Annotated in this window: 18 protein-coding genes; 9 read left to right on the plus strand and 9 right to left on the minus strand. The window is 55.6% G+C overall.

What is annotated here, in order from left to right; all coding sequences use genetic code 11:
- The first annotated feature begins 84 nt into the window (after positions 1-84).
- Positions 85-975, plus strand: coding sequence for a radical SAM protein (locus LVD14_RS13340; RefSeq protein ID WP_237134549.1), 891 nt, complete (start codon positions 85-87; stop codon positions 973-975).
- On the opposite strand, the gene LVD14_RS13345 is transcribed toward LVD14_RS13340, so the two are convergent.
- The 3 genes from LVD14_RS13345 to LVD14_RS13355 all read right to left on the minus strand — a co-directional run bounded on the left by LVD14_RS13345 (position 976) and on the right by LVD14_RS13355 (position 3,566).
- Positions 976-1,386 carry a YchJ family protein gene (locus LVD14_RS13345; protein WP_237134550.1) on the minus strand — a complete coding sequence of 137 codons (411 nt, stop codon included), beginning with the start codon at positions 1,384-1,386 and terminating at the stop codon, positions 976-978. It lies immediately after the preceding gene.
- Positions 1,387-1,401: 15 nt separating this feature from the next.
- Positions 1,402-2,001: a DUF502 domain-containing protein gene (locus LVD14_RS13350; protein ID WP_237134551.1), complete on the minus strand. Its 600-nt coding sequence runs from the start codon at positions 1,999-2,001 to the stop codon at positions 1,402-1,404.
- A 68-nt stretch (positions 2,002-2,069) separates the two neighbouring features.
- Positions 2,070-3,566, minus strand: a complete 1,497-nt coding sequence (locus LVD14_RS13355) for a carboxylesterase/lipase family protein (RefSeq protein WP_237134552.1) — start codon at positions 3,564-3,566, stop codon at positions 2,070-2,072.
- Positions 3,567-3,712: 146 nt separating this feature from the next.
- Between LVD14_RS13355 and uvrA the strand changes: the two genes are divergently transcribed.
- From uvrA to LVD14_RS13370, 3 genes are all read left to right on the plus strand, one after another.
- Positions 3,713-9,424 carry an excinuclease ABC subunit UvrA gene (uvrA, locus tag LVD14_RS13360; RefSeq protein WP_237134553.1) on the plus strand — a complete coding sequence of 1,904 codons (5,712 nt, stop codon included), beginning with the start codon at positions 3,713-3,715 and terminating at the stop codon, positions 9,422-9,424.
- Positions 9,425-9,569: 145 nt separating this feature from the next.
- The gene (dacB, locus tag LVD14_RS13365) at positions 9,570-11,024 is read left to right on the plus strand and encodes a D-alanyl-D-alanine carboxypeptidase/D-alanyl-D-alanine-endopeptidase (RefSeq protein ID WP_237134554.1); all 1,455 of its coding nucleotides are present in this window, start codon (positions 9,570-9,572) and stop codon (positions 11,022-11,024) included.
- Positions 11,025-11,095: 71 nt separating this feature from the next.
- On the plus strand, positions 11,096-11,866 hold the full coding sequence (locus LVD14_RS13370; protein ID WP_237134555.1) for a hypothetical protein: 771 nt from the start codon (positions 11,096-11,098) through the stop codon (positions 11,864-11,866).
- A 478-nt stretch (positions 11,867-12,344) separates the two neighbouring features.
- Here the strand turns inward: LVD14_RS13370 and pstB are convergent, their stop codons facing one another.
- The 5 genes from pstB to LVD14_RS13395 form a co-directional block, all read right to left on the minus strand.
- Positions 12,345-13,217 carry a phosphate ABC transporter ATP-binding protein PstB gene (gene pstB, locus LVD14_RS13375; RefSeq protein WP_237134556.1) on the minus strand — a complete coding sequence of 291 codons (873 nt, stop codon included), beginning with the start codon at positions 13,215-13,217 and terminating at the stop codon, positions 12,345-12,347.
- 65 nt (positions 13,218-13,282) lie between these two features.
- Positions 13,283-14,950 carry a phosphate ABC transporter permease PstA gene (gene pstA, locus LVD14_RS13380; protein WP_237134557.1) on the minus strand — a complete coding sequence of 556 codons (1,668 nt, stop codon included), beginning with the start codon at positions 14,948-14,950 and terminating at the stop codon, positions 13,283-13,285.
- A gap of 42 nt (positions 14,951-14,992) precedes the next feature.
- Positions 14,993-17,290, minus strand: coding sequence for an ABC transporter permease subunit (locus LVD14_RS13385; RefSeq protein WP_237134558.1), 2,298 nt, complete (start codon positions 17,288-17,290; stop codon positions 14,993-14,995).
- Positions 17,291-17,432: 142 nt separating this feature from the next.
- Entirely contained in the window at positions 17,433-18,425 is a 993-nt protein-coding gene (locus LVD14_RS13390; RefSeq protein WP_237134559.1) for a PstS family phosphate ABC transporter substrate-binding protein, read from the minus strand.
- A 103-nt stretch (positions 18,426-18,528) separates the two neighbouring features.
- Positions 18,529-20,193, minus strand: a complete 1,665-nt coding sequence (locus LVD14_RS13395) for a Na/Pi cotransporter family protein (protein ID WP_237134560.1) — start codon at positions 20,191-20,193, stop codon at positions 18,529-18,531.
- Positions 20,194-20,322: 129 nt separating this feature from the next.
- Here LVD14_RS13395 and LVD14_RS13400 point away from each other — a divergent pair, with 129 nt between their 5' ends.
- Positions 20,323-21,942, plus strand: a complete 1,620-nt coding sequence (locus LVD14_RS13400; protein WP_237134561.1) for a sensor histidine kinase — start codon at positions 20,323-20,325, stop codon at positions 21,940-21,942.
- A 26-nt stretch (positions 21,943-21,968) separates the two neighbouring features.
- On the opposite strand, the gene purU is transcribed toward LVD14_RS13400, so the two are convergent.
- Positions 21,969-22,838, minus strand: coding sequence for a formyltetrahydrofolate deformylase (purU, locus tag LVD14_RS13405; protein ID WP_237134562.1), 870 nt, complete (start codon positions 22,836-22,838; stop codon positions 21,969-21,971).
- A gap of 163 nt (positions 22,839-23,001) precedes the next feature.
- On the opposite strand from purU, the gene LVD14_RS13410 reads away from it, so the two are divergent.
- From LVD14_RS13410 to LVD14_RS13425, 4 genes are all read left to right on the plus strand, one after another.
- Positions 23,002-24,042, plus strand: coding sequence for a hypothetical protein (locus LVD14_RS13410; protein WP_237134563.1), 1,041 nt, complete (start codon positions 23,002-23,004; stop codon positions 24,040-24,042).
- Positions 24,043-24,145: 103 nt separating this feature from the next.
- Positions 24,146-24,553, plus strand: a complete 408-nt coding sequence (locus LVD14_RS13415) for a hypothetical protein (RefSeq protein ID WP_237134564.1) — start codon at positions 24,146-24,148, stop codon at positions 24,551-24,553.
- A gap of 35 nt (positions 24,554-24,588) precedes the next feature.
- Positions 24,589-25,008, plus strand: a complete 420-nt coding sequence (locus LVD14_RS13420) for a VOC family protein (RefSeq protein WP_237134565.1) — start codon at positions 24,589-24,591, stop codon at positions 25,006-25,008.
- Positions 25,009-25,100: 92 nt separating this feature from the next.
- Positions 25,101-25,982 carry a bifunctional 5,10-methylenetetrahydrofolate dehydrogenase/5,10-methenyltetrahydrofolate cyclohydrolase gene (locus LVD14_RS13425; protein WP_237134566.1) on the plus strand — a complete coding sequence of 294 codons (882 nt, stop codon included), beginning with the start codon at positions 25,101-25,103 and terminating at the stop codon, positions 25,980-25,982.
- The last annotated feature ends 9 nt before the right edge of the window (positions 25,983-25,991 follow it).

The following is a 25,991-nucleotide window of genomic DNA, read 5'->3' on the forward strand; positions in this document are numbered from 1 at the left end:
TCAGCTCAGCTGCAGGCGCCACTGACTATAAGAAAAACCGCGTATTCTACGCCTGTTATGCCGCCTCTGCTATAATCCCGCCCCATGTATCCAATGTCCTATATCGAACCGGTTTTTCGCCCACCCAGTGAATGGAAGTCCCTGATCCTGCAGGTGACCAACGGCTGCTCCTGGAATAAATGCACTTTCTGCGACATGTATACTGCCCCGCAGAAACGCTTTCAGCCCCAATCAATCGAGGCCCTTGAGTCACAGGTGCGTGACATCGTTGAGCGCGGCCTGCCTGTCTACCGGGTCTTTCTGGCTGATGGTGACGCAATGACGCTGTCAATGCGCCGCCTGAACGAAATACTGGACATGCTCAATCGATGGTTGCCACACAAACCAAGAATCAGTGCTTACTGCCTGCCGCGCAATCTGCGCAACAAGACGGTGGATGATCTGCGAGAGCTGCGCGCAAAAGGCCTTAGTCTGCTTTACGTGGGCTGCGAGACCGGCGACGACGAATTGCTGCAACTGATAGAGAAAGGCGAAACTTTTGACAGCTCACTGGACGCCCTGCAGAAGATGAAAGCGGCTGACATCAAGAGCTCGGTCATGGTACTCAACGGCCTGGGTGGCCCTGAACTGAGTGAGCGCCACGCTATCAACAGCGCCCGACTGATGAACGCCGCCCAGCCTGATTATCTCTCAACGCTGGTGGTGGAACTGCCCAATGGCACACAGCGCTTTACAAAACACTTTGGTGATCGCTGGCGCAAGCTGGGCAAGCTGGAACTGTTTCGCGAAATGGAAGTCTTTCTGGAACACCTGGAACTTAACAGCACCATCTTCCGCAGCGATCATGCGTCGAACTATCTTGTTCTGAAAGGTGTACTGGGCAAGGACAAGGACAGCTTGCTGCGAATTGTGCGCACTGCTATTCATCAGCCAGGGCAAATACCCTTGCGTGAAGAATGGCAACGGGGGCTGTAGTCAGCCCTCAGTATCCAGGTAGAACCAGCGGCCCTTGATGCGCAGGAAGCGCGAGCGCTCGTGGTGAATCTGAACCTGCCCGGTTTCGTCGCGCCAGTGCGCTTTGAACTCGACCATGGCAGAGTCGCCTGACTGATTTGCGTCCAGTATCTCCAGTCTGATCCAGTCTGTGTCCTTTGCGCCCAGTTGTTCGGCGCTGACAGCTGGGCGGGTATCCACGTGCCAGGTCTGCAGCAGATAGTCTCCCAGTCCGCCAATCGCAAAGGCGCTGTAGCGCGAGCGCATCAACTGTTTTGCAGTGCGCGCAAATTCTTTGCCAGCATGCAGGCTGCCGCAGCAGACAGAGTAACGTTTACCGCTGTCGCAGGGGCAAATCTGATTTTTAGCGAGGTATTTTATATCAGGTGTCATGGCGCTTAACGGCTGTCAGTTTTTCGATTTTTTCTGACCCAGTCCCGCGCTCATGATCAGACGCAGCGCATCACCCGCGTCTATATCGGCGGGTTCGACACAGTCTCTGGGCAATACCACCATATAGCCACCGACCTGGTAACTCATCGGCAGATACACGGCAATTTCCTGATCGCTGATCATCTGCCCCAGGCGCGAGCGTTCGTCGTCACCCTGCTTTGTCACGACCCCCAATAATTTGTAAGGCGTATCGGGCATTCTTACCCAGACGACTTTCTGGTCACTGAAATTCTGCCCGCCAATCAGGTCAAAGAAATCCTTGATGGTGTTATAGAGGTAATTAAGAACGGGAATGCGATCGATCAGTCGATGTCCCCATAGCCAGAGTGGTTTGATGATGCGCACACGGAAACTGATGCCAGTGACCACAGCCAGCGCCAGAAAGCTCACAATCGCCAGGCCCGGAATATACCACTCGGCCGGCAGCACCAGATCCCAGACCTGCTTCAGCCATTCTTCAACCGTTGTTAACACCCAGATCAATAATTGTATCGACAGCACAATGGGCAGCAACAGCGACAGGCCCGTCAACAGATCTTTACTCAACTTCTTCAAAATTCTCTCCCCGTTTGGCATCGACGCGCGGCGGTATCATGGACTTATAACACTGTTTTCAACGTTGATCATTCTTCGTAGCGGGGACGACGCTGATTACTCCCCGCCCTCACCCAGCCGGTTTTGACGATGGGTTTGATGCCAATATCGAGATACTGATCATTGTTATCCAGGCGCGGCCAGCGCCAGGATCTGCCGAGTCGCTCGAAAGCCGCTTCATCCAGATTGGGATCGCCGGTTTCAGCAAACTTTACCAGTATTGACATAAAGGCGTCGGACACCCAGTCGTCGCGATAGTCCAGTCCAGGATCGGCAGGTATATCCTGACGCGGACCGGGACGAAACAGGTTGCCGTAGTGGCCCGCTATGTTTTCCAGAACTCCAAACAGGTAGCTGACATCACCGCCATGATACGCCAGGCCGCCGTTGCTGCCCCAGCCATAAGGCAGATGGGTAAAAACATAGGCATAGACATCGCTTAGCGGCTCAACGGCTGGGGTCAGGGCTCTGGCAATATACGGAGGCGAGGTATCAGGTTCTTTTTCGCTGCCCATCAGCCCCAGAATGATTGGCACATCATGTTGCGCAGCAAGTCCCTGGAGTGACCAGTTGTCCAATGTAAACACCGAGCGGTATCGCCCTTCGCGGCTGGCTGCGGTGGTGACCAGGTCCTGCCAGCTTGTTGCCCGCATGCGCTCGAGGGTCTGCTCGCTGCTGTCAATGCCAATCCTGCTGAGCAGATCCACCCCGGCCTGCTCGGTTCGTTCAAGCGGCACATTGGCTATGCCACCACTCATGACCAGCGCACGATGGAACAGGCCTTCTGCCAATGGAGAGGCCATCAGGAACAGGACCTTTTCACCGCCGCCCGATACGCCGGCAATGGTGACCCGATCAGGATCGCCACCAAAGGCGGAAATATTGTTTTGCACCCATTGCAACGCCGCTATGGTATCCAGACTGCCGTAGTTACCAGACACACCCAGTGGCGATTCCGCTGATAATGCCGGGTGTGAGAAGTAGCCCAGCGGCCCCAGGCGATGGTTGACGGACACCACCACGACGCCCTTGCGAGGCAAAGGTGAGCTGTTGGGCGCATGGGAGTTCCCCCAGCCCGAGGTCAGACTGCCCCCATGAAACCACACCAGCACCGGCTGACGGGCCTCCGGCGACTGCGCTGCCGAGGTGACATTCAGGTACAGGCAGTCCTCACTCATGCCGGACTCCTGAATCCTGTCATTGCCACGACCAGAGGGAAAATTCTGTGCACACATCGCACTGAAAGTGGTCGCATCGCGATCGCCCTGCCAGGCGGCCGCAGCTTGCGGAGGACGCCAACGCAGCTCGCCGACAGGTGGTGCCGCATAGGGAATACCACGATAGCTCATGACATCTTCGTGGACACCGGTACCATCCTGGGTCGGCAACGCCATACCTGTCACGGCGCCTTTGTCCGTCAGGATTCGTTCCGGAAGTGCCGCCTGCACCGGCAGCGACTTTATTAAAAACAGGGGCAACAACAGTATCAGGGCGCGCCCGTTTGAAAGAATTGTTTTGCTCATCATGTGATTCTACCTTGAACCGGGCACTTGTCCGAGGGCATAGTGACCTAAACGCGGTCGTCATATTTAGCCTGAAAACGCTGGATGGACACAATCGCAGCAATACTGTATAAATTCACAGTTTCTCACTTAATCCAGACCCGATTTCCATGCCCAAAACTGACTCCAAGTCCGCCAGACACAAATCACCGGTGATTGATTCGATTGTCCTGCGCGGTGCCCGCCAGAATAACCTGAAGAACTTAAGCCTGGAGCTGCCGGTCAACAAACTGATTGTGATCACTGGCGTCAGCGGTTCGGGTAAGTCCACACTGGCTTTCGATACTATCTACGCCGAAGGCCAGCGCCGCTATGTGGAGACTTTTTCTGCCTATGCGCGGCAGTTTCTGGATCGCATGGACAAACCGGCTGTCGACAGCATAGAAGGCATTCCACCTGCCATTGCCATCGATCAGACCAATCCGGTGCGCACCTCACGCTCTACTGTCGGCACGATGACCGAGCTGAACGATTATCTTAAGCTGGTGTTTGCACGGCTGTCACATTTGCACTGCCCAGGTTGCGGGCGCGAGGTCAAACGAGACTCTACACAAAGCATAGTTGCCGAACTGCAGGCCAGCCTGCCCGCCGAGACCAGGCTGCATGTCTGCTTCCCAGCATCGGTGCCCCATAATTTCAGTGAACAGGAAGTGCGCCAGTGGCTGAACCAGCAGGGTTACACCCGCATTCAGGCCAGTCACGAGAATCAGGTACATGTAGTGCAGGATCGTCTGCGGCTGCGTAGTGACAATCTGGCTCGCCTGGCCGAAGCGGTAGAAACAGCATTGCATCATGGCAGCGGGCATGTGCTGGTTTACGCCGAACCCGATCAGCCTGAGCAACAGATCAAAGCGTTCTCCAGCCACCTGCACTGCCCGGACTGCGAACGCGAGTTCAACGATGCAGGCGCCGGTGCATTCTCGTTCAACTCACCAATAGGTGCCTGTGAGACCTGCCGCGGATTTGGTCGCATCATTGACGTGGATTTTGACCTGGTCATCCCCGATCACAACAAAACGCTGCGTGAAGGCGCCATCAAAATCTGGCAGAGCAAGAGCTTTCTGGAATGTCAGTTTGACCTGGAGAAACTCGCCCGCAAGCGCGGCATTCCGCTGGATACCCCCTGGCGGGAGATGACTGCTGCCGACCGGAATTGGGTACTGGAAGGCGAAGGAGACTGGGCAAAAGATGTCTGGTACGGCGTTCGGCGCTTTTTTGCCTGGCTGGAAAGCCGTGCCTACAAGATGCACGTGCGCGTGCTTCTGTCACGTTACCGTGCCTATACCGAGTGCCATGCCTGCCACGGCGCGCGTCTGAAACCTGAGTCATTGTGGTGGCGCCTGCATCAGCAGCCGCAGGCGGCCGGAGAAACCGGGATTCCTGACAATAGCTACACCATCAATGAGCTTATGCAGTTCCCATTACAGGACTGTGCTGACTTTTTCGAGAAACTGCGACTGCCAGGCAAGCTGGATGCGGCCACCGAACTGTTGATCGGAGAGATCCGGTCTCGCCTGGGATATTTACTCGATGTTGGACTGGGATACCTGACGCTTGATCGTCAATCACGCACACTCAGTGGCGGCGAGGTACAACGTATCAACCTGACAACGGCGCTGGGCACATCGCTGGTCAATACACTGTTTGTGCTGGATGAACCCAGCATCGGGCTGCACACTCGCGACATGCAGCGCATGGTCGGGATACTGCATCGCCTGCGTGACGCCGGCAACTCCCTGATCGTTGTTGAACACGACCCACAGGTCATGCTGGCCGCCGACCTGATCATCGACATCGGACCCGGCCCGGGCAAGCGTGGCGGTGAAGTACGGTTTATGGGTACACCGGCACAGTTGCTCAAACACAAAGATTCACTGACAGCAAAGTACCTGCGCAGCGAGTTGCTGGTGGCCGAAGCAGCTGATGAGCCCCTCGACGCGGTTGCTGAGCCTGCTGCAGTGTACGATTTTAAAAAACGCGTCAGCTCTGGGCAACAAGGTTCAACACTTCCTCTAATCTGTATTCGCGGCGCACGTGAGAACAATCTCAAGGACGTTGATGTTGACATTCCCCTGCATGGCCTGGTCTGCCTGACCGGTGTCAGCGGCTCTGGCAAATCGACCCTGATGCGCGACATTCTGTACCGCGGTCTTTGTCGTGAATTTGGTATTGCCACCGAAGCACCGGGTGTGCACGACAGTCTGAGCGGTTATGAACACATCAGTAACATTGTGTTTGTCGATCAAAGCCCGCTGGGTAAAACCACACGTTCAATCCCGGCCACGTATGTCGGTGCGTTTGACGTTATTCGCAAACGTTTTGTTGATCAGCCTCTGGCACGCGAGCGCGGATACAAACCCGGCATTTTCAGTTTTAACTCAGGCAATGGTCGCTGTCCGGTCTGCGCTGGCAATGGTTTTGAACATGTGGAGATGCAGTTCCTCAGCGATGTCTACCTGCGCTGCAGCGAATGTAATGGCAAACGCTATCGCCGGGAAATTCTCGAGGTGACACTGCTGGACCCGCATGACAGTCGCCGTGCCCTGTCCATTGCCGATGTGCTGGAATTGACAGTTGAAGAAGCACTGGCGTTTTTTGACGGTGATGCCGAGGTGCAGAACTGCCTGCAGCCACTACTTGATGTCGGACTGCACTACCTGCAACTGGGCCAGGCGGTACCAACGCTCAGTGGTGGTGAATCACAGCGCCTGAAACTGGCCGGACATCTGGCCCAAGTTAGTCACAAAAAGCTTAGTAACAAAAAGCCTGCGAGCAAAACGATTGCCGGCAAGAAACCCTCTGGAAACAAGACATCAGAAAAAGGCATTCTGTTCCTGTTTGACGAACCCACCACCGGGCTGCATTTCCACGATATCCATGTGTTGCTGAAAGCGTTTCGCAAACTGCTGGACGCAGGCCATTCACTGCTGATCATTGAGCACAATCTGGACGTAATCCGTGCAGCAGACTGGCTGATAGAGATTGGCCCGGAAGGTGGCGCTGAGGGTGGGCAGCTGATTGCTGCGGACACACCGAAACAGTTCATAGCCAGCGGCAAAGGCCATACAGCTCATGCGCTGAGAGACTACGAAGCCGAGTTAAAACGCAATCAGGGTAGCGGCAAAAAGCGAGGCACTGCCTTAAAAACACTATCGGGCACATCAAGCACCAGTAAACGCACCAAGCCAGTACAGTCGATCCAGATTCACCATGCCCGCGAACACAACCTGAAGAATATTGACGTCAGCCTGCCATGGAATCAATTCACGGTCATCACCGGCGTCAGCGGTAGTGGCAAGAGCACACTGGCGTTTGATCTTGTATTTGCTGAAGGCCAGCGCCGATATCTGGAATCTCTGAATGCCTACGCCAGGCAGTTTGTACAGCCAGCAAGTAAACCTGATGTGGATGCCATCCATGGCATCCCGCCTACTGTTGCCATTGAACAACGCACCAGCCGTGGCGGTCGCAAGAGTACTGTCGCCACACTGACCGAGATTTATCACTTCCTGCGCCTGGTGTTTGTCAAGCTGGGCACACAATACTGCCCGGATTGTGATGTACCCATAGAACCTCAGAGTCAGGACATGATTCTGTCACGACTTCAGTCCGAATGGCAGGGGCGTCAGGTCACCCTGCTGGCCCCGGTTGTGGTCGGGCGAAAGGGTTTATACAAGGAACTGGCTGCCTGGGCCGCCAACAAGGGTTACACCCATCTGCGCGCCGACGGCAAGATACTGCCCAGTAACGACTGGCCCGTCCTGGATCGCTACAAGGAACACGACATCGAAGTCGTGATAGGCGACTGCGCTGTCGACAAGAAAAACGAAGCCGAATTAAACCGCCTGATCGGTGAAGCGCTGGCCGTTGGCAATGGTCTGTTGAGCGTCACCGAAGTGACGACCGGAAAGCGTCGCAAGAAAGTCAAAGCCGATGCCCTGTTTTCGACGCGACGCGCCTGCCCTGGCTGTGGCAGCAGCTTTGATGACCTGGATCCCCGACTGTTCTCGTTTAATTCCCGGCATGGCTGGTGCACATCCTGCTTTGGCACCGGCGAACAACTGGCCGATTTTAATGAAGAGCTGACTGGTGAAGAAGAAAACTTCCTGGACAAAGACGACAATGCGCAACCCGCCAAAGTCTGCCGCAGCTGTAACGGCAGCCGTCTGAACCCGACTGCGCTGGCGGTACGATTCCAGAACCAGAGTATTGCTGAACTGACACGGCTGTCCGTCGATGCGGCTGCCACCCACATTTTCAAAATCAAACTGGATACCAAGCAGCTGGCCATCGCCCGTGACATACTGCCCGAGCTCAATGGTCGATTGCACTTTCTGCAGAAAGTCGGACTGGGGTATTTAAGCCTTGATCGTGCCGCGCCCACGCTCAGTGGTGGCGAGGCACAGCGAATCCGGCTGGCCTCACAGCTGGGCTCCAACCTGCAGGGCGTCTGTTACATTCTGGATGAACCCACTATCGGTCTGCATGCCCGCGACAATGCCCTGCTGATCGCGACGCTGCGCGAACTGCAGCAACACGGCAATACCGTAATTGTTGTTGAGCACGATGATGCCACCATGGCCGAAGCGGACCACCTGATCGATGTCGGCCCGGGCGCTGGTGTCAATGGCGGTGAGATTGTGGCAACCGGCACGCTCGATCAGCTCAAGAAGAATAAAAAGTCGCTGACCGGGCAGTTTCTGGCTAATCCCATGCGCCACCCTTTGCCTGATCTGCGCGATAACACGCTGCGTCAGCAGCAGGAAAAAGAAACACTACAGATACGCGGCGCCAGTCAGAACAACCTGCGGAATGTCGACATCGATATCCCACTGCGACAACTGGTGGTGGTCAGTGGCGTCAGTGGTGGTGGCAAGAGCACACTGATTCGTGGTGTTCTGTATGACAACCTGCGTGATCCGGTAATCGCCAACAATAAACGTGGCAAGGCCAAAGGCAGTAAACGCAAGAGCAGCTGGCAGGGCTGCGAATCCATTGACGGCTGGCAGGGTATCAACAGCGTGCTGCAGGTGGATCAGACGCCGATTGGCAAGACACCGCGCTCCTGCCCTGCAAGTTATATCGGCATCTGGGACACAATCCGCAAACTGTTCGCTGACACTGTCGATGCCAGACTGCGCGGCTACCTGCCAGGCCGTTTTTCATTCAACGTTTCCGGCGGGCGCTGCGAGACCTGCAGCGGCAATGGCATGCAGAAAATCGAGATGAATTTCCTGCCTGATGTGCGCGTGGACTGCGAAGCCTGCGGTGGCTGGCGATTCAATGATGAAACACTGTCGGTGCAATACAAGGGCAAACATATCGGCGAAGTACTGGCCATGAATGTTGACGAGGCCGTCGACTTTTTTGAGTCAGTACCGTCCGTGCATCACCCTCTGAAGCTGCTACAGGATGTTGGCGTGGGCTATCTGACCCTGGGCCAACAGAGTCCGACACTCAGCGGCGGAGAGGCCCAGCGCATCAAACTGGTCGCCGAGCTGGCCAAGGCCAAACCACACCTGAGTCTGCGCGGCAGCAAGCCGCCGCACAAGCTCTATGTGCTGGACGAACCGACCGTCGGCCTGCACATGGCCGATGTCGAAAAGCTATTGCGCGTGCTGCACCGCCTGGTTGACGCAGGCAATTCGGTAATTGTCATCGAGCACAACCTGGACATGATTGCCGAGGCCGACTGGGTCATTGACATGGGACCGGAAGGCGGCGACAAAGGCGGCAAGGTGGTAGCGCAGGGCAGACCTGAGAAAGTGGCTCGCAGCAAGCGATCGCATACCGGCCGCTACCTGGCGGAAATGCCGCTTTAATCGCATTGACTGAGTCATTGGCGCAGCTGGGCAGTACCGCCCCTGCGCCACCGTTGGAGCTCACGCGATTTTCAGCATACACTGTCCGGACAGACGAGCTTCTATTCCTGGACGGCGACCATTTTTTGATATGAAACTTTGCCCAATGATTAGCTCTATAAAACATGCCACAGCAAAGCTGTCGCTACTGAGCCTGCTGACCATACTTACCTTTACATCGCACGCGCAGCCAACCGAACTGCCTGGCCCGGTGCGCGTCGTCGTTGATGGTCACCAGTTCCCCAGCGATGCCTATGCACTACTGGTCCAGGAAATCGGCAGCGACACGCCGCTATTGTCTGTCAATGCAGAGCTGCCGCTGAATCCGGCATCAACCATCAAGACACTGACAACGCTGGCGGCACTGGACATACTGGGACCCACTTACACCTGGCGCACTGAACTCTACGCGCTGGGTGCCATATCTGACGGCACGCTTAATGGCGACCTGCTGCTGCGTGGCGGTGGCGATCCCTTCCTGGTTGAAGAGCACTTCCGCAGCATGCTGAAGACACTGCAACGTCGCGGCGTTCAACACATCTCCGGTGACCTGCTGATCGATGCCTCACTTTATGATCCTTCGGTATCACAGGAAGAGAGCCTGGATGCACAATCCAATCGCGCCTATAACGTGCTCCCACATGCCGCCATCACCAACTTCCAGGCCGTGACTTTTTATTTTTATCCGGCTGCCAACGGCCGGGACGTGCGTGTCGAGGCCGACCCACCCCTTCCCGGACTGAACATCGACAATCGCCTGCGTTTGCAGGCGGGTGCCTGTACCGGGTTTCAACGCGGCATCAGTTTCAGTGAGGATCGCAGTAACCAGACGGTGATATTCAGTGGCTCGTTTCCGTCGCGATGCGATGAATATGCGATGACACGCGCGGTGATGGATGCGCCCACGTATACCTACGAACTGTTTAGGCAGCTCTGGGCCGAGCTGGGCGGCACATTGGCCGGCAATTATCGACTGTCGGAACTGCCATCGACCGAATCACCACCTGCGGCAGAGCCCTTGGTGGTCTGGCAGTCACCACCACTTGGGGATATCGTCACATCCATCAACAAGTACAGTAATAACATGATGACCCGGCAACTACTGCTGACATTGGGGCTTCATCACAGCGCTCCGCCTGGCACAGTCGACAAAGGCATCGCTGCCATTAACGACTACCTGGATAAGCTGCAAATCGACCGCAGCACACTGAGCATTGCGAACGGTTCCGGTCTCTCGCGCGACACGAGACTGTCGGCCAGGCTGCTGGCTGACCTGATGCTGCATGCATGGCAGCAGCCCATCATGCCTGAGTTCATCGCCTCGCTCCCATTGGCCGGCCTGGACGGCACCATGCGGGACAGACTGTCCGATGAGTCTGCCACCGGAAGAATTCACGTGAAGACAGGTTCACTTAACGGCGTCGCCGGAGTCACCGGCTACGTGCTGGGCGCGTCGGGTAAACGTTATGTGGTCGCAGCACTGGTAAATCACCCGGGCGCCGACCGGGGCACTGGCCAGGAACTCGGGGACGCTCTGTTGCGATGGGCAGGCCAACAGTAGTAGCCTGCATCGGGAACTGAAACTCGAAAGGCAGGTCAAACTCAGCTGTTTCCCCGCATTCGGCCAGTTTTATGGATGATCGCCAACTCCCCACGCTGCAGCTCCCCGACATCGGGTCGAGTGGCGATCAGGATTGGGATTTTGATGAGCGCAACGACAGATTATCAGTCGTCAGAGACCGTCGCTTTCTGGGATTGCTACTGATCAGTGTCTGTCTGCACGCAACACTTATAGGTCTGTCATTGCGCTTCGGCCTGAACCCATCATCGATTCCAGAGACCGAATCTTTCAACCGCATTCAGATCACGCTTGTAGCACCCGCGCCTGGGCCTGAACAACAGGCAGCGGTCGAGCCTCAAGCGACCATCCCGGCGCCTGCCGAAGCTGCCCCAGTGGAGCAGCCGACAGAACAAATTGCATCAGAGCCAACACCACTAGCTCCAGCTGCGGAACCACCAGCAACGATTGAAGTTGTCGAATCCGTACCAAGCATCAGCGAGCCCGAGCCCTCAGATGCACCCAGACTGCTGGCACCCACCATGCCGGACATTCGCCGCGCAGTGCAGCGCAGCGAAGCCATTCGACATAACAACAACATCGACTGCGATACACGGCAGCGCTTCAGCGAACTGATCGACTGCGGTGATGAAGATCCGAACTACGATTTCGCCAGCGCCGAACAACACCCCGCCGCCCTGCTGTTCGCAATACCACTGCCGACCGAGCCCGTTGAAACCGGTGAGGAGTTCAGCGAATCGCGAGCGCGTGTGCAGGACAACATCAATGTCGTTGACAGCACCCTCAGCTCAACCCGCACCCGCCGCGCCGTGATGGGTCAGTAACCCACTCCCTTGAATCGCAGAATACACGCTGGCTGCTTGTCGCTTCCGGCATCAGGATTACATTCTTACCAGGACGGTCCGGGAAGTGGGTATCAGATCTCGCCCGGATCGCATACTTTCACCTGTCGCCCGGCGGGGCGGAACTCGACCTCGCACGCTACGCGTGCTCGGGACTCAGACAGTCCTCCCGCTGATCGGGCGACAGGCAAAAGTATAAACGCGACCTGATTGGGCTCAATTCTGATACCCACCTCCCTCCCCTTGTGCCAGCGTCAACCCTAGACGCACTGAACCAGAACCCGGCGCCGGAAGCGGCTATACGGCCTAATCGATGTGCCGGAAGTGGCAACACGGTCTAATCGAGGCGCCGGGGATAAGGGGGCAAGGAGCGACGAAAACCTGAGGAGGACTGCCCCCTTAGTTCCGGTGCCGGAAGCGTTGAACCCGATTCCGGTGCCAGACGCATTGAACGCTTCGGTTAGCCGTAGCGACCGGTGATGTAGTCCTCAGTCTGCTTCTTACTGGGGTTCGTAAACAGCGTATCCGTATCACCAAACTCAATCAGCTTACCCATATACATAAACGCAGTGTAATCAGAGACACGTGCCGCCTGTTGCATGTTGTGGGTAACAATGATGATGGTGTACTGGTGCTTCAGCTCGTTGATCAGCTCTTCGATCTTCAGCGTTGAGATCGGGTCCAGTGCCGATGCCGGTTCGTCCAGCAGAATGACTTCCGGCTCGATGGCAATTGCACGGGCAATAACCAGACGCTGTTGCTGACCACCTGACATGCCGAATGCGTTATCCTGCAGACGGTCCTTGACCTCATCCCAGAGTGCTGCCGCACGCAGGGACTTCTCGACAACTTCGTCCAGCACACGGCGTGACTTCACACCCTGCAGTCTCAGGCCGTAGGCAACATTCTCATAGATTGATTTCGGGAATGGGTTCGGCTTCTGGAACACCATACCGACGCTGCGGCGCAGATCGGCCACATCCACATCGCGGTCGTAGATATTCTTGTCGTCCATGCGAATCTCGCCTTCGATACGGCAGATATCAACGAGATCGTTCATACGGTTGAAACAGCGCAACAGCGTCGATTTACCGCAGCCTGAGGGCCCGATAAAAGCGGTTACCCGCTTTTCCGGAATGGTCAGATTGATATTGTGCAGCGCCTGGTCATTGCCGTAATAAAGATTGAGGTTGTCGACTGTGATCTTCGGCGTTTCCTCCTCGATCGCATAGGATTCGCGCTCGGTCACTGAACGCGCGGATGCTGCAGACACAGTTGGCCGTTCCGTACGATTAATGCTGCTATCGGCGGTGCCTGGGTTTTCTGCTGTCATGTTTGTAGATCCTGTCATCTTTGAATCGGGTTGGCCGTGGTTTACATTGCTACGCATAGGACTGCTTAGTCACCAGCACTGCGGTAACGCTCACGCAGATGGTTGCGGATACTGATCGCAGTGAGGTTCAGAATCACAATCAACATTACCAGTATCAACGCAGTGGCATAAACCAGTGGTCTGGCAGCTTCTACGTTGGGGCTCTGGAAACCCACATCATAAATATGGAAACCCAGGTGCATGATCTTACGTTCCAGGTGAATGAACGGGAACGTGCCATCAATCGGCAGTGTCGGTGCCAGTTTGACCACGCCTACCAGCATCAAAGGTGCCACTTCACCCGCAGCACGTGCGATTGCCAGAATCAGACCAGTCATCATCGCAGGCGTGGCCAATGGCACGATCACCTTCCAGAGCGTCTCTGACTTGGTCGCACCCAGTGCAAGGCTACCCTGGCGAATGGTGCTCGGAATACGCGACAACCCTTCTTCAGTGGATACTATCACGATGGGCAGGGTCAGCAGCGCCAGCGTCAGCGATGCCCAGAACAGGCCTGGTGTGCCAAAGGTTGGTGCGGGCAATGATGCCTCGTAGAACAACTGGTCAATGTTGCCGCCCAGAAAGTAGACAAAAAAGCCCAGACCGAATACGCCATAAACAATGGACGGCACACCGGCGAGGTTATACACAGAGATACGGATGATGCGCGTCATGGTGCCCTGCTTGGCGTATTCGCGCAGATAAATCGCTGCCAGAATGCCAAACGGTGTCACGATGATAGACATCACCATGACCATGGTGACGGTGCCAAAGATGGCAGGGAATATACCCCCTTCAGTGTTGGCTTCACGCGGCTCGTCGGTCATGAACTCCCACAGGCGTTCAACATACTGCACTGACTTCTGGAACACCGACATGGTGTTGGGTGCAGTCACACGCATGATGTGAGCAAAAGAAATATTGACCTCATTGCCCTGACTGGTCTGCATGCGCAGTGTGTCACGCTCGGTAGAGTCGTAAAGCGCGTCCAGTTCCTGACGCAGCAATGCATATTCGGCTTCCAGCTGGGAACGACCGGTGGCGATTCGCGCGCGCTCCAGAGCTTCCATTTCTGGCGAGAGCGGATTCAGTTCAAGCGTCCGCTCATCCAGGCGAAGCCGCTCCAGCGCAGTATTGATGCGACCGATCTCTCCACGTTCCAGCTCATGGATTCGATCATAGATCTGCAGACTGCGATCAATGGCTGCCTGCAGTGATGACCAGAATGCATCATCTGATGGCGTGCTGACAACATTACCATCCTGCAGCAGGGCAACAGGTGTCCCGTAAAAATTACCCCATTCGCGACGTTCGACTACAAATATATTGTCCGGGTACTGCCAGGGTTCCATGTACAGGTCGAGATGCCAGACGAAATCCTGGCCGGTCTGGTCACGATTACCCACCTTGATAAGGTGACGAACAACCAGCTCTTCCGATTCCGGTACCACTTCACCAGAGTCTCTGGCAACTGCGGCGGGAACGGTCTGACTGCGAACCAGCTCACCAATCAATTCCCGTCGCTGGCCATCGGCGCCGACCATGGTGATTTGCGCAACATCCGCCGGCCAGAAGTGTCCAAAGCCCCGGATGGCGATCAGACCAATCAGGCCAACCACCATGATCATACACAGGGACACGGCACCGGCGTTCAGCCAGATCCACGGTGAGCCACTTTTAAACCACTGTTTCATGCAATTGTCTCTCAGTCGTCGTTCAGCCAGACCAGCGCGCGCTTACAGATTGCTGTAACGATGCCGCAGCCGCTGTCGAATTATTTCTGCCAGTGTATTTACTACAAAGGTAAGCGCCAGCAGAACCAGTGCTGCCAGGAACAACACCCTGAAGTGAGAGGACCCCACCGCGGTTTCCGGAAGCTCCACTGCTATATTGGCAGACAGTGTGCGCATGCCTTCAAAGATATTGAAGTTCACCACCGGGCTGTTGCCGGTTGCCATCAGCACAATCATGGTTTCACCAACAGCGCGGCCAAAACCCATCATGACGGCGGAAAAGATACCGGGGCTGGCTGTCGGCAGCACGACACCGACCACAGTCTGCCAACGCGTGGCTCCAAGCGCCAGAGACCCCTGAGTCAGGTGCTTGGGTACTGTAAAGACAGCATCTTCAGCAATCGAAAAGATGGTGGGGATGACGGCAAAGCCCATGGCAATCCCCACAATAAGAGCATTGCGCTGATCATAGTTGATACCAATATTGGTAAACCACTGACGCATGCTGCCGCCGAACATCCAGACTTCCACCCAGGGGCTGGCAGCCAGACAAAGGTATCCAAAAATCAGGATAACCGGCACCAGCAGCGCTGCTTCCCAGCCTTCAGGAACCCGACTGCGGATGTTGACAGGCAATCTGGACCAGGCGTAGGCGAAAACCAGCAACATGACCGGCATCAGGAAAAGTATACTGAACACAGCCGGCAGATTGCTTTCCACAAATGGCGCCAGCCACAAACCAGCCAGAAAACCCAAAATGACGGTGGGCAGTGCTTCCATGATTTCAATACTGGGTTTGACCACTCCACGTAGCTTGGGCGTCATGAAGTAGGCGGTATAGATGGCCCCTGCGATACCCAGCGGCATGGCAAACAGCATCGCGTAGAATGCAGCCTTCAGTGTTCCAAGACTCAAAGGCACCAGACTGAACTTGGATTCGAACTCATCAGAACCAGAAGACGACTGCCAGATGAACTCCGGATCTTCACGTCCCTCATACCAGACCCGGTTCCACATGGCTGCCCAGGACAGTTGTGGATGTTCGTTCCACAGCTCGGCTTCGGTGACCGTGCCCTGCTCGTCCATGTAGAGAACGCGCTGATTGATCTGGGAAACAGCAACATGAGTCAGGGGTACATCTGAAAATTCGTCGAGCAGCAATGTTCGCGACGAGGTTCCGTAGTGAATGCCTATCTGGCCGGCACGATCGACAGCAATGAATCCCTTACGTGTGTGTTCCGGGGCGATGGCGGTAATTTCCGCTCCATGGGAGTCAAAGCGCCGAATCTCTTCAAGCCGAAAATTGTTCTGCTCATTGCGGACCAGAAACCATTGACTCAATTCACCGCTCTCGGTACCCAGAATCAGCGACACCGTGCCAACCAGAAATGCCGCCGCTGTAATACGCTCACCGTTTCCTGCATCAACTGTCTGCACCAGTCGTGCCGCTGTTGGTGTGGAAATATCATAGTAGTGAACACTACCGGTGGTATCGATGACAAAGAGATTGCGCAGTGACTTATCCAGCAGCAGTTGTTGTGGCGTTGCAGGCAGGTCAGGCAACTCATAGGTCACTGACGATATCTGCACCTGTCCGGTCAACAGGTTGTTGCGGGAACTCACCGAGGTGAGCAGCATGCGCCCGTCACGGGTGTAAGCAGCCAACGCACTGGCCGTGACGCCTCGCGTGTTGGTTTCCACGGCCACCAGATCCAGTGGCTGCCCTTCGGTATCAACCGTAATGGGCTGCTGTCCCAGTGGGTAGGCCAGCCGCGGTGTCAAAACACGCTCGTCTACCGGGAAACTGATATCGAACTGATGCTGAACGACCTGAGCCTGGCCGTTGCTGAGACCATACGCATGCATATTGGAAATGGGCTCGGCAGCGTAGAAGCTGGTTGGCTGCGCGCCATCTGGCAATGGCACGGCAAAACGCTGAAGGGTTGCACCCGTGTCAGAATCGAAAAAGACAACTTCAGCATCATCGGTGTATTGCACACCCATGGTTTGATAACGCTCCAACAACAGCTGACGTGTTTCAGCCTCGGATACCGCAGGTTGATAGCTAGCACCTGCGTCGACGGTGGCACCGCGAAATATCGGTGCCACCTCGTAAAACAGGTATATGAAGATGGTAGCCAGTGCCAGCACGACACCATAACCCGCGGCCGTAATGCCCCACTTGGACAGCTTGTCACGACGCGCACGCCGTTGACGCATGCGCTGGCGTTGTTCCGCGCCGGGCAACAGACTGACCCTGGGTTTGTCGGGAGTTGGGATATCCGGGGCAAGGTCAGACATGAGTGAACGCGGTCCTGTGCAGGTGGTCTGTAAAGGCTCTGATTCTTATTTAAGCAATGCCCGGCTGAACGATTCAGCCAGGCATTTATTCAACGGCGCGCAGTCTACGACAGTATTGTGACCGTTTTATGACAAAACTGTCTTATTCGATTCCCAGCTCAGCCAGGTAACGATCTGCTACTGCGGCAGGCAGTGTCACGAAGCCATCGCGATCAACAATTTCCTGGCCTTGCTTGCTATAGACCATCTTGATGAACTCGCGGGTCAGGGGATCCAGCTCGCGATTCGGGTGTTTGTTGATGTAGATAAACAGGTAGCGCGCCAGCGGGTAATCACCAGTCGCGGCGTTGTCTGGCGTCGGCTCAAAAGCCTGGCCACCGTGACTTGCAGCTATCGGCAGTGCGCGCACACCCGAGGTACGATAACCGATGCCGGAGTAACCGATACCGTTGATAGATTCGCTGATACCCTGCACTACAGATGAGGAACCGGGCTGCTCATTGATGCTGGACTTGAAGTCACCTCCGCACATGGCGTTGTCCTTGAAGAAACCGTAGGTGCCTGATACCGCGTTACGGCTGTACAGTGCAAAATCACGGTTCGCCCAGGCGTCGCCCAGACCCAGTTGTCCCCAACGGGTGATGTCTTCAGCAAAGCCACAACGACGGGTCGCAGAGAAAATAGCGTCGATCTGCGGCAGGCTCAATGATTCGATGGGGTTATCCCGGTTAACAAAAACCGCCAGCATGTCGACTGCAACCGGCAACTCTGTCGGCCGATAGCCGTGCTGTGCTTCGAACTCCTGAATCTCGGACTGACGCATACCACGGCTCATTGGCGCCAGCATGGCAGTGCCCTGTGTCAGAGCGGGCGGCGCAGTGGAAGAGCCGGCACCCTGAATCTGCACGTTGACATTAGGGTAGTAGGTGTTGAAAGCCTCTGCCCACAGCGTCATCAGGTTGTTCAGGGTATCTGAACCGATGCTCGACAGATTGCCAGACACGCCTGAGGCGCGTTCGTAATCCGACAGAGCAGGATCTACGTCGGCCAACAGCGATGCTGAGAATGTCGCGGTACCGGCAAATGCGACAACAGCAAACAGTTTTTTCAGTGGGGCAAATTTCAGAGGGGTCATGCGTCAATTCTCCGTTCCGTTGTGGATTCGAATCCAACAAATTTCGGTCTCGGACTATACCGACTGCTTATGACAATTATGTGACAGCATTGTTACGCAGCGATCACTTTCCAGCCTGATCACTACCAGCAAGCTGCGTTTCATCCCGGCCGGATTTACGGACCTCCGGCAGCGACTGCGCCAGCTCCCGCATGCGGCTGGCAATGCGCGTTACACGCTCGGCCACTCGCAGCAGAATGCGCAGATTATCAATCGCAGGGTTCAGACTTGCAACCGGAAGTTGCCGATTGGCCCCAGCCTCCAGCAACTCTGTCTTGAGCGCCCGCCACTGCTCGCGCAGCGACTGATAACGCGCTTCCATGTCGCTGACATCAAAACCTGGCAGTTGCGGATCACAGTACTCAATCATGGCGACGACCGCCTTTTGATAGTCGATCACCTGGTCACGCATGACGCCCTTCAGCAAAACCTTTACATCCTCATGGTGCTCGACGTTTTCCTGTGCCTGCGCCACCGCTTCATCAATATATCCGGCAATGCGCAACACCTGCGGCAACTGACGCGCAATATCAGAATGCAGGCGGTCAGTTTCCAGCCGTGTCACAGCCATCTCCACGGCCTGGGCCAACTGCCGCAGACCGTCATGTTGGTCCTGCAGCGACTCCAGGTCCTTGGCCTGATGACTGGCTGCCATCGCCGCGTGTTGTCGGGTCAGGGCAGCCATACGCTGCAGTTCCAGTAAAAACGCGTCCATGGCCAGGCTGGGTGAAGCGATCACGTTTCGGTCAAGATACTGAGGCCTTCCGAGTTGTTCCACAAAGTTTGTAAAACGTCTCGCCAGCCAGTTACTGAATCGTCCACTCAGGGGTTGCTGCAGAATGACGCCCAGGGTATTGAATACGGTGTGAAACAGCGCAACTGCCATGGCCGGGTTGCCTGACAGGCTGCCGCCTGAATTAAACGCCATGATCGCCAGTGGCAACAACGCCAGTCCCACCATGGCATTAAAGCTGTTGATCAACACATGACTGGCAGCAACCCGTTTCGCATTGGGTGTGGCGCCGATCACCGCAAGCGCCGAAGTGGAAGTCGTGCCCACAGTAGCCCCGATGGTGGCGGCCGCCGCCTCCGGGAACTGAATCAGACCACCTGCCATTGCTGTCAGCGCCAGAGCAATTGCGGCGCCAGAGGATTGTGTCAGCACGGTGGTTACCAGCCCAATCAGCACAAACATTGCTATGCCCATCAGTCCCTGGGGACGCAGGGACTCGAGGTCGATGCTGGCCGACACATTTTCGAAAGCATCACCCAGAAAATCGACCCCGATAAAAAACAGGCCGAAGCCTGCCACCGCCTCCCCTACTGCGCCCAGCCGTCTGCTGGGTCCAAAAAGGCGCATCATCATGCCCAGCCCCACCATCGGCAGCGCAAAGCTGGCAATATTCAGATCAAAACCAACAATCGACACCAGCCAGCCCATCATGGTGGTTCCGATGGTAGCCCCGAGAATAATGCTCATCGCCTGTTTGAGACCCAGCAGCCCGGCATTGACAAAGCCTATGGTGGCAATTGTCACTGCGCTGGATGACAACACCACACTGGTAAGCAGAAATCCCGATGCTATACCTCTGACTGGTGTCCGCGTCGAACGCGCCAGGATATCTCGCAAGGCCCGTCCTGCCGCCAGCTTAAGACCATCCGTAATCATCGACACGGCCAACAGGAAAATACCCAGGCCGCCCAGCAATGTCCCTAGTGTCACCAACATCCTATCGTTATCCCTGTCTCAGTATGGCGCCAACTGTGGTCACCAGTGTACTCGCTGCCATCCGGGAATTGCCAGCCTCGCCCCTACTGGTATAGATTGGAAGGCCGGGCTGACGTCTTCAAGGCACTTATGTCCAGATACGATCTGTGGAACCTCTTCCTTTGCGCGGTGCTCCTGCTCACCGGGCTGGCGATTTCATCTCTGGCCGCCTGGCAGGTATCCACCAACGACCAGCGTCTCTGGCAGCTGCAGTCTGTAACCAATGCCGAACGCCTGAGTGCCGAACTCAGATTCCGGATTCTCGCTAATCGCGAACCACTGATAGCCATCGCAAGCCTTTACTCCGGTTCCGACGACGTTACCCAAAGCGAACTTGTTGCTGCGCATGAACTTATCCTAGAGACAACGGATAACCAGATCGCCCATTCCGTTGCATTCGTCACAAACCAAAACGGAGACTATCTGGCCGAGCAGGCAAACGGCGAGCTGGCACTGCTGCCAACTCGCGCCAGCAGCCCGCTGGACACGCAGTTGCGGGCAGCTGTCGACGCAGCCAGGATGATGCCTGGCGCTGTGGTGATTCATGCTCCGATACGGAAAGATGGCGACAGCTATCTGCCAATGGTGCTGACTGCCAGCAACGGCGACACTGGCGGTGTATTGATGCTTTTGCTGGACTTCAGTCGACTGCTGTCTATTGTCATGAGTGATGTACTGAACGGTCACACAACCGTCAACATCTACCACCCACTGACGCCAGGTGTGAATCACGCCAATCTGCCGCCGCTGAGTACCGAGGCTGAAAATCGACATACTGTGCGTGTACCAGTCGGCCTGGATATCTGGCAACTGGAATGGCTGTTTGACGCCGATCAGGCACCTGACATTGATATCAGCCAGGCTTATCTTGTGCTCTTTGGCGGTATATTGATAAGTATGCTCTTAAGCCTGGTTTTCTACACCCTTTTGCAGCAAAGAGCAGTGGTCAATCAGCAAATATCGCAGCGTACTGAAGAGCTCAGACAGACACAGCACCAGTTGTTGCAGAAAGAAAAAATGGCAGCCCTGGGACAACTGGTCAGCGGTGTTACCCAGGGACTCGACAGGCCGATCAACCAGATACGGGAAACAGTCACAGAGCTGGAGCAGCGCCTGGCCGGTGACTCAAAAACAGGCAGCGCACTGACCGCGCTTGACCAGAATGTGCGACGGGCCATAGTGATACTGAATGGGTTTCAGCGCATTGCCAGTGACCAGAGCACTGAACAAAGACGCAGTTTCAATCTGCTTGAAGCGATAGAGGAACTGGCAGAAACGCTGGGGCCGGGGCTGCAGACCAATAAGCTTAAATTGCAGCTTGATGTACCGGGCAATATCATACTGGACAGCTATCCGGGCGCGCTTTATCAGGTGCTCAGTGCCTTGATAGGCAATGCATTGGTCCACGCCTATCCCCCCGGACACAAGGCTGAAGGCATCCTGTCTCTGTCCGCAGAGCTGCAACGCCAGTCAGTGAGCCTGCGCTTTGCCGACGATGGTGTCGGCATTCCTGCAGAAATGCACAATCGCATTTTCGAGCCGTTTTTCACCACGCAGGCAGCCGCTGGCAGCGGCCTGGGGCTTCATATCGCTTACACGCGAGTTGTAGATTTGCTGGGCGGCTCTATCTGCCTTATACCCAGCGAAACGGGCAGCTGCTTTGAAATTATTCTGCCGCTGTCGGCGCCCATGCGGGCCGACGGACATTAAACCTGCCAGCCTGGAAAGCCTGCTGCCTATTTGAACACGACGGTCTTGTTGCCGTTGACGATAATGCGATGCTCGCAGTGCCACTTTACTGCGCGGGCAAATGCCGCACACTCTGCATCCCTGCCGATCTGCATCAATTCATCAATGTCGAAATTGTGATCAATGCGTTCAACCGCCTGTTCAATGATTGGACCTTCATCCAGTTCGGTGGTGACGTAGTGTGCCGTCGCGCCGATTATCTTGACGCCTCGCATATAAGCCTGACGATATGGATTGGCACCTTTAAATCCGGGCAAAAACGAGTGATGAATATTGATGGCCCGACCAGCCATGGCCTCGCACATGGTTGGTGAGAGAATCTGCATGTAGCGCGCCAGCGCCAGCAGATCAACCGACTTGTCGCGGATGATGTCGAGAATCGCGGCTTCCTGCTGCTGCTTTGTTTCAGCGGTCACAGGCAGGTGATAATAATCAAGGCCATACCACTCGGTGATGCCTCGCATGTCATCGTGATTGGATACCACACCCACCACGTCTGCCGGTAGTGCCCCGCTGCTCCAGCGATGCAGCATATCGATCAGGCAGTGCCCGTGCTGGGAAACAGCCAGCAGGACTCTGGGCCGCTTTCTGAGGTCGAAAAAACTCCATTGCATGTCGAACCGGGCGGCAAGCTCGGAAAAGTCTTCATCAAGCTTTTCTGATGACGGCAGATCTACCTCGACCTCTTCGAATTCAACACGCATGAAGAAGCGATCAATGACAGGATCTCGATGCTGTGCTGCCTCGCTGATTGTTGCCCCCCGCTGATAGAGGAAATCACTGACGGCACGCACTATGCCATTGGCTTCGGGGCAGGAAACTGTCAATACGTATTTGTGGCGGTCATCTATGCTCATCTTGCTCAAATCTACTCGTTTTCGGGGCAGCCGCGAATAGTAGCATTTTTTGCAGACGATGAAACTTACCCCGTTTTCCGCCCCCTTTTCAGGGGGTGCCGGCAATCAGTGCGATTCCTTACGCTATGTCGTCACTACACTTAGGAATTCTGGAGTTAACGTAATGAAGCTGTTCAACCGATCTCTCGTCGCCGCGGCCATGCTGCTTAGTGGCAGTGCCGCCTTGGCTCAGACTGCTGCCACTATCCCCGCGTCCATGCAGGGCACCTACAATGTCACATTCGGCTCCGCACAGCCGGGCGCGCCATTGACCAACGGCACCACGGCCACCATGGTCATCGCTCCGGGCGGCGCCATCTGCATCGCCGAGTACCTGTTCTCTAATCCAGTGCAGGCAGACAACTCCACTGCAGAAGCTGTCTACACCTCAGCAGCGCTGGGTCTGAAACTGCGCCTGTCCAACATTCAGAGCGGCAGCTTCAACGAACTCAACGTCATGTCATCTTCTGACGCTTTCCTGGGTCAGCTGAGTGGTTCCAAAGTCAGCAACGAAACCAGCTGCGCCATGCTGGGTGGCACACCACCCGACATGAGCACGATTGCCGATATCTTCAAATATGCTGAACAGGCCTATGCATCGCTATTCCCGAACGCCCAAGTGGATAACACTTTTGAGATTATCGACGGATTTATTGCCCGCAGCTATGCCTCAACAGGCACTTATATTGGCATACGCAACGGCACTGTTTATGTGCTCGGCGGCGAATTTGGCAATCAGCCAGTCACAATCGGTACCGTCGCTAACACACGTGCACAACTGATCTCTACGGTGACTGGTGAGCCTGTGACGCCGGTTGAAGAACCCAAAGTTGACATTCCCTCAGGTGATTACAAACTGACCATCTCCGGTGTTGTTGGTGCCACCGTGTTTGGTGTTACCACATCATCAAATTTTGGTCTGACCATCGACTCTATTGAAGCCCCTGACTCAACCACGGTCGAGGAACTTGAGAAGGATGTCAAGGATGCCTTTAAGGAAGTCGAGAACGTGGATGTTGCAACGTTTACTGACTTCCAGATCAGCGAAATCAGCGTTGGCGACAACCGTGTCTTCTTCCGTGCGCAGTTCAAGGCAACCACCACGTCATCGGGAGTCACTGTTAACCAGTCCTACAACATCACTTACGAGTACTTGAAAAAGTAAGTGTATCGGGGCCTGTCAAAAAGGCTGCGGCATCCACCGCAGCCTTTTTTTATGCCTTGTCGCACGCTATGCTTGCGGTCTGTTGTCAATCAGGACGCAAGACATGACTCGCACATTTAAATATCACCGACACGTGACTGCATTGATATTGCTGACCCTGAGCAGCCTTGGCATCGCTGACGAAGGCCTGCCATCGCTGGAAGGCCGCTGGCAGGGAGAGCTTGTTGCGGCGCGCTATCAGCCGATACCGCTGATACTGACCATCACCACCTCGGCAGATGACCAGTACACCGGCGCCCTGGACATCCCCTCGCAGTTTCAGGCCGGTGTGCCGGTTAATCCATTCTCGCCCCGCGGAAACAATATTACGCTTAGGGTCCCAGCTCTTCAGGTTGAATTCTATGGCAACCTGGTTCTGAATGATGCTGGCACCGAAGTACTTGCGATTGAGGGGGACTGGAGCCAGTCTGGCGAATATGTCCCGCTTCGCCTGACACCAGCAGCAGACTGATACCAAAGCAAACCGAGACGTTTGAGGTTGATACTATGAAATACCTGCACACCATGGTCCGCGTCAGCGACCTGGATGAGTCGCTGGACTTTTACTGCAACAAACTGGGCATGCGTGAGATACAACGCAAGGTCAATGAAAAAGGCCGCTTTACCTTGGTGTTTCTGGCCGCACCCGGTGATGAAGATGCTCAGATCGAACTGACCTGGAACTGGGATCCGGAGGAGTATGGCGAGGGTCGCAACTTCGGCCATCTCGCCTACCGGGTAGAGAACATCTACGAGCTGTGCCAGTCACTGATGGATCAGGGTGTCACCATCAACCGTCCACCAAGGGATGGCCGCATGGCCTTTATTCGATCACCGGATAACATCTCCATTGAGCTTTTGCAGGCAGGCGAGCCTCTGCCTTTGGCGGAGCCCTGGGAAAGCATGCCAAATACCGGCAAATGGTAAGTGCATTCAGGCACTTGCCAGCTTGAGACGAAAGCAGTGCTCGTTTAATATTGCGACCTTTCAAAGATGGGTCAACGGCCAGGGGCAGAATCATGCAATTACTCGACGGAAAACAGACAGCTGAGCAGATAAAAGCCGAGATCGCGCAGCAGGTCGCCGAGATCAAGGCAGCGGGTGGAAAAGTGCCCCACCTGGCGGCCATTCTGGTCGGCAATGATGGCGCCAGCGAAACCTACGTCAATGCCAAGGTGCTGGACTGTGAACAGGTGGGCTTTGATTCCACACTGATTCGCTTGCCCGAAGATGTCTCTGAAGCAGCTCTGCTGGCAGAGATCGCCAAATTGAACGAGAACGATGACATCGATGGATTCATTGTTCAGGTACCGCTGCCCGCCCATATCGACGAGACTCGCGTCACCTTGACCATCGACCCTGCCAAAGACGTAGACGGCTTTTCTCCGGCCAGTGTGGGTCGTATGTGCCTGAGTCTGCCAACGTTTATCTCGGCGACACCCAATGGCATCATGGAGCTGCTCAAGCGCTACAAGGTCGAAACCAGTGGCAAGCACTGCGTGGTGGTCGGTCGCAGCAATATCGTTGGCACCCCCATGTCCATTCTGATGTCGCGCAACAGCAATCCGGGTAACTCCACAGTGACACTGGTGCACAGCCGCACACCGAACATGGTTGAGGTATGCCGTAGCGCTGACATTCTGATTGTCGCCATTGGCAAGCCGGATTTTGTAACTGGCGACATGGTCAAGGATGGCGCCGTTGTAATAGATGTCGGCATAACCCGTGTACCAGACGAAACCCGCCCGCGCGGCTTCCGGCTGACTGGCGATGTCGACTTCGCCTCGGTCAGTGAAAAATGCTCGTTTATCACTCCCGTGCCCGGTGGCGTCGGCCCGATGACCCGGGCATCCCTGCTCCAAAATACCCTGAAGGCGCAACAGTTGCGCGGCCAGTTCTAAGGACCACAT

This window comes from Pseudohongiella sp. O18, from assembly GCF_021729085.1.
Classification (GTDB): Bacteria; Pseudomonadota; Gammaproteobacteria; order Pseudomonadales; family Pseudohongiellaceae; genus Pseudohongiella.

Coding starts and splice junctions, on each gene's coding strand:
- LVD14_RS13340 (WP_237134549.1), top strand. CDS start 85: ATGTATCCAATGTCCTATATCGAACCGGTTTTTCGCCCACCCAGTGAA.
- LVD14_RS13345 (WP_237134550.1), bottom strand. CDS start 1,386: ATGACACCTGATATAAAATACCTCGCTAAAAATCAGATTTGCCCCTGC.
- LVD14_RS13355 (WP_237134552.1), bottom strand. CDS start 3,566: ATGATGAGCAAAACAATTCTTTCAAACGGGCGCGCCCTGATACTGTTG.
- uvrA (WP_237134553.1), top strand. CDS start 3,713: ATGCCCAAAACTGACTCCAAGTCCGCCAGACACAAATCACCGGTGATT.
- dacB (WP_237134554.1), top strand. CDS start 9,570: ATGATTAGCTCTATAAAACATGCCACAGCAAAGCTGTCGCTACTGAGC.
- LVD14_RS13370 (WP_237134555.1), top strand. CDS start 11,096: ATGGATGATCGCCAACTCCCCACGCTGCAGCTCCCCGACATCGGGTCG.
- pstB (WP_237134556.1), bottom strand. CDS start 13,217: ATGACAGCAGAAAACCCAGGCACCGCCGATAGCAGCATTAATCGTACG.
- pstA (WP_237134557.1), bottom strand. CDS start 14,950: ATGAAACAGTGGTTTAAAAGTGGCTCACCGTGGATCTGGCTGAACGCC.
- LVD14_RS13385 (WP_237134558.1), bottom strand. CDS start 17,290: ATGTCTGACCTTGCCCCGGATATCCCAACTCCCGACAAACCCAGGGTC.
- LVD14_RS13390 (WP_237134559.1), bottom strand. CDS start 18,425: ATGACCCCTCTGAAATTTGCCCCACTGAAAAAACTGTTTGCTGTTGTC.
- LVD14_RS13395 (WP_237134560.1), bottom strand. CDS start 20,193: ATGTTGGTGACACTAGGGACATTGCTGGGCGGCCTGGGTATTTTCCTG.
- LVD14_RS13400 (WP_237134561.1), top strand. CDS start 20,323: ATGTCCAGATACGATCTGTGGAACCTCTTCCTTTGCGCGGTGCTCCTG.
- purU (WP_237134562.1), bottom strand. CDS start 22,838: ATGAGCATAGATGACCGCCACAAATACGTATTGACAGTTTCCTGCCCC.
- LVD14_RS13410 (WP_237134563.1), top strand. CDS start 23,002: ATGAAGCTGTTCAACCGATCTCTCGTCGCCGCGGCCATGCTGCTTAGT.
- LVD14_RS13415 (WP_237134564.1), top strand. CDS start 24,146: ATGACTCGCACATTTAAATATCACCGACACGTGACTGCATTGATATTG.
- LVD14_RS13420 (WP_237134565.1), top strand. CDS start 24,589: ATGAAATACCTGCACACCATGGTCCGCGTCAGCGACCTGGATGAGTCG.
- LVD14_RS13425 (WP_237134566.1), top strand. CDS start 25,101: ATGCAATTACTCGACGGAAAACAGACAGCTGAGCAGATAAAAGCCGAG.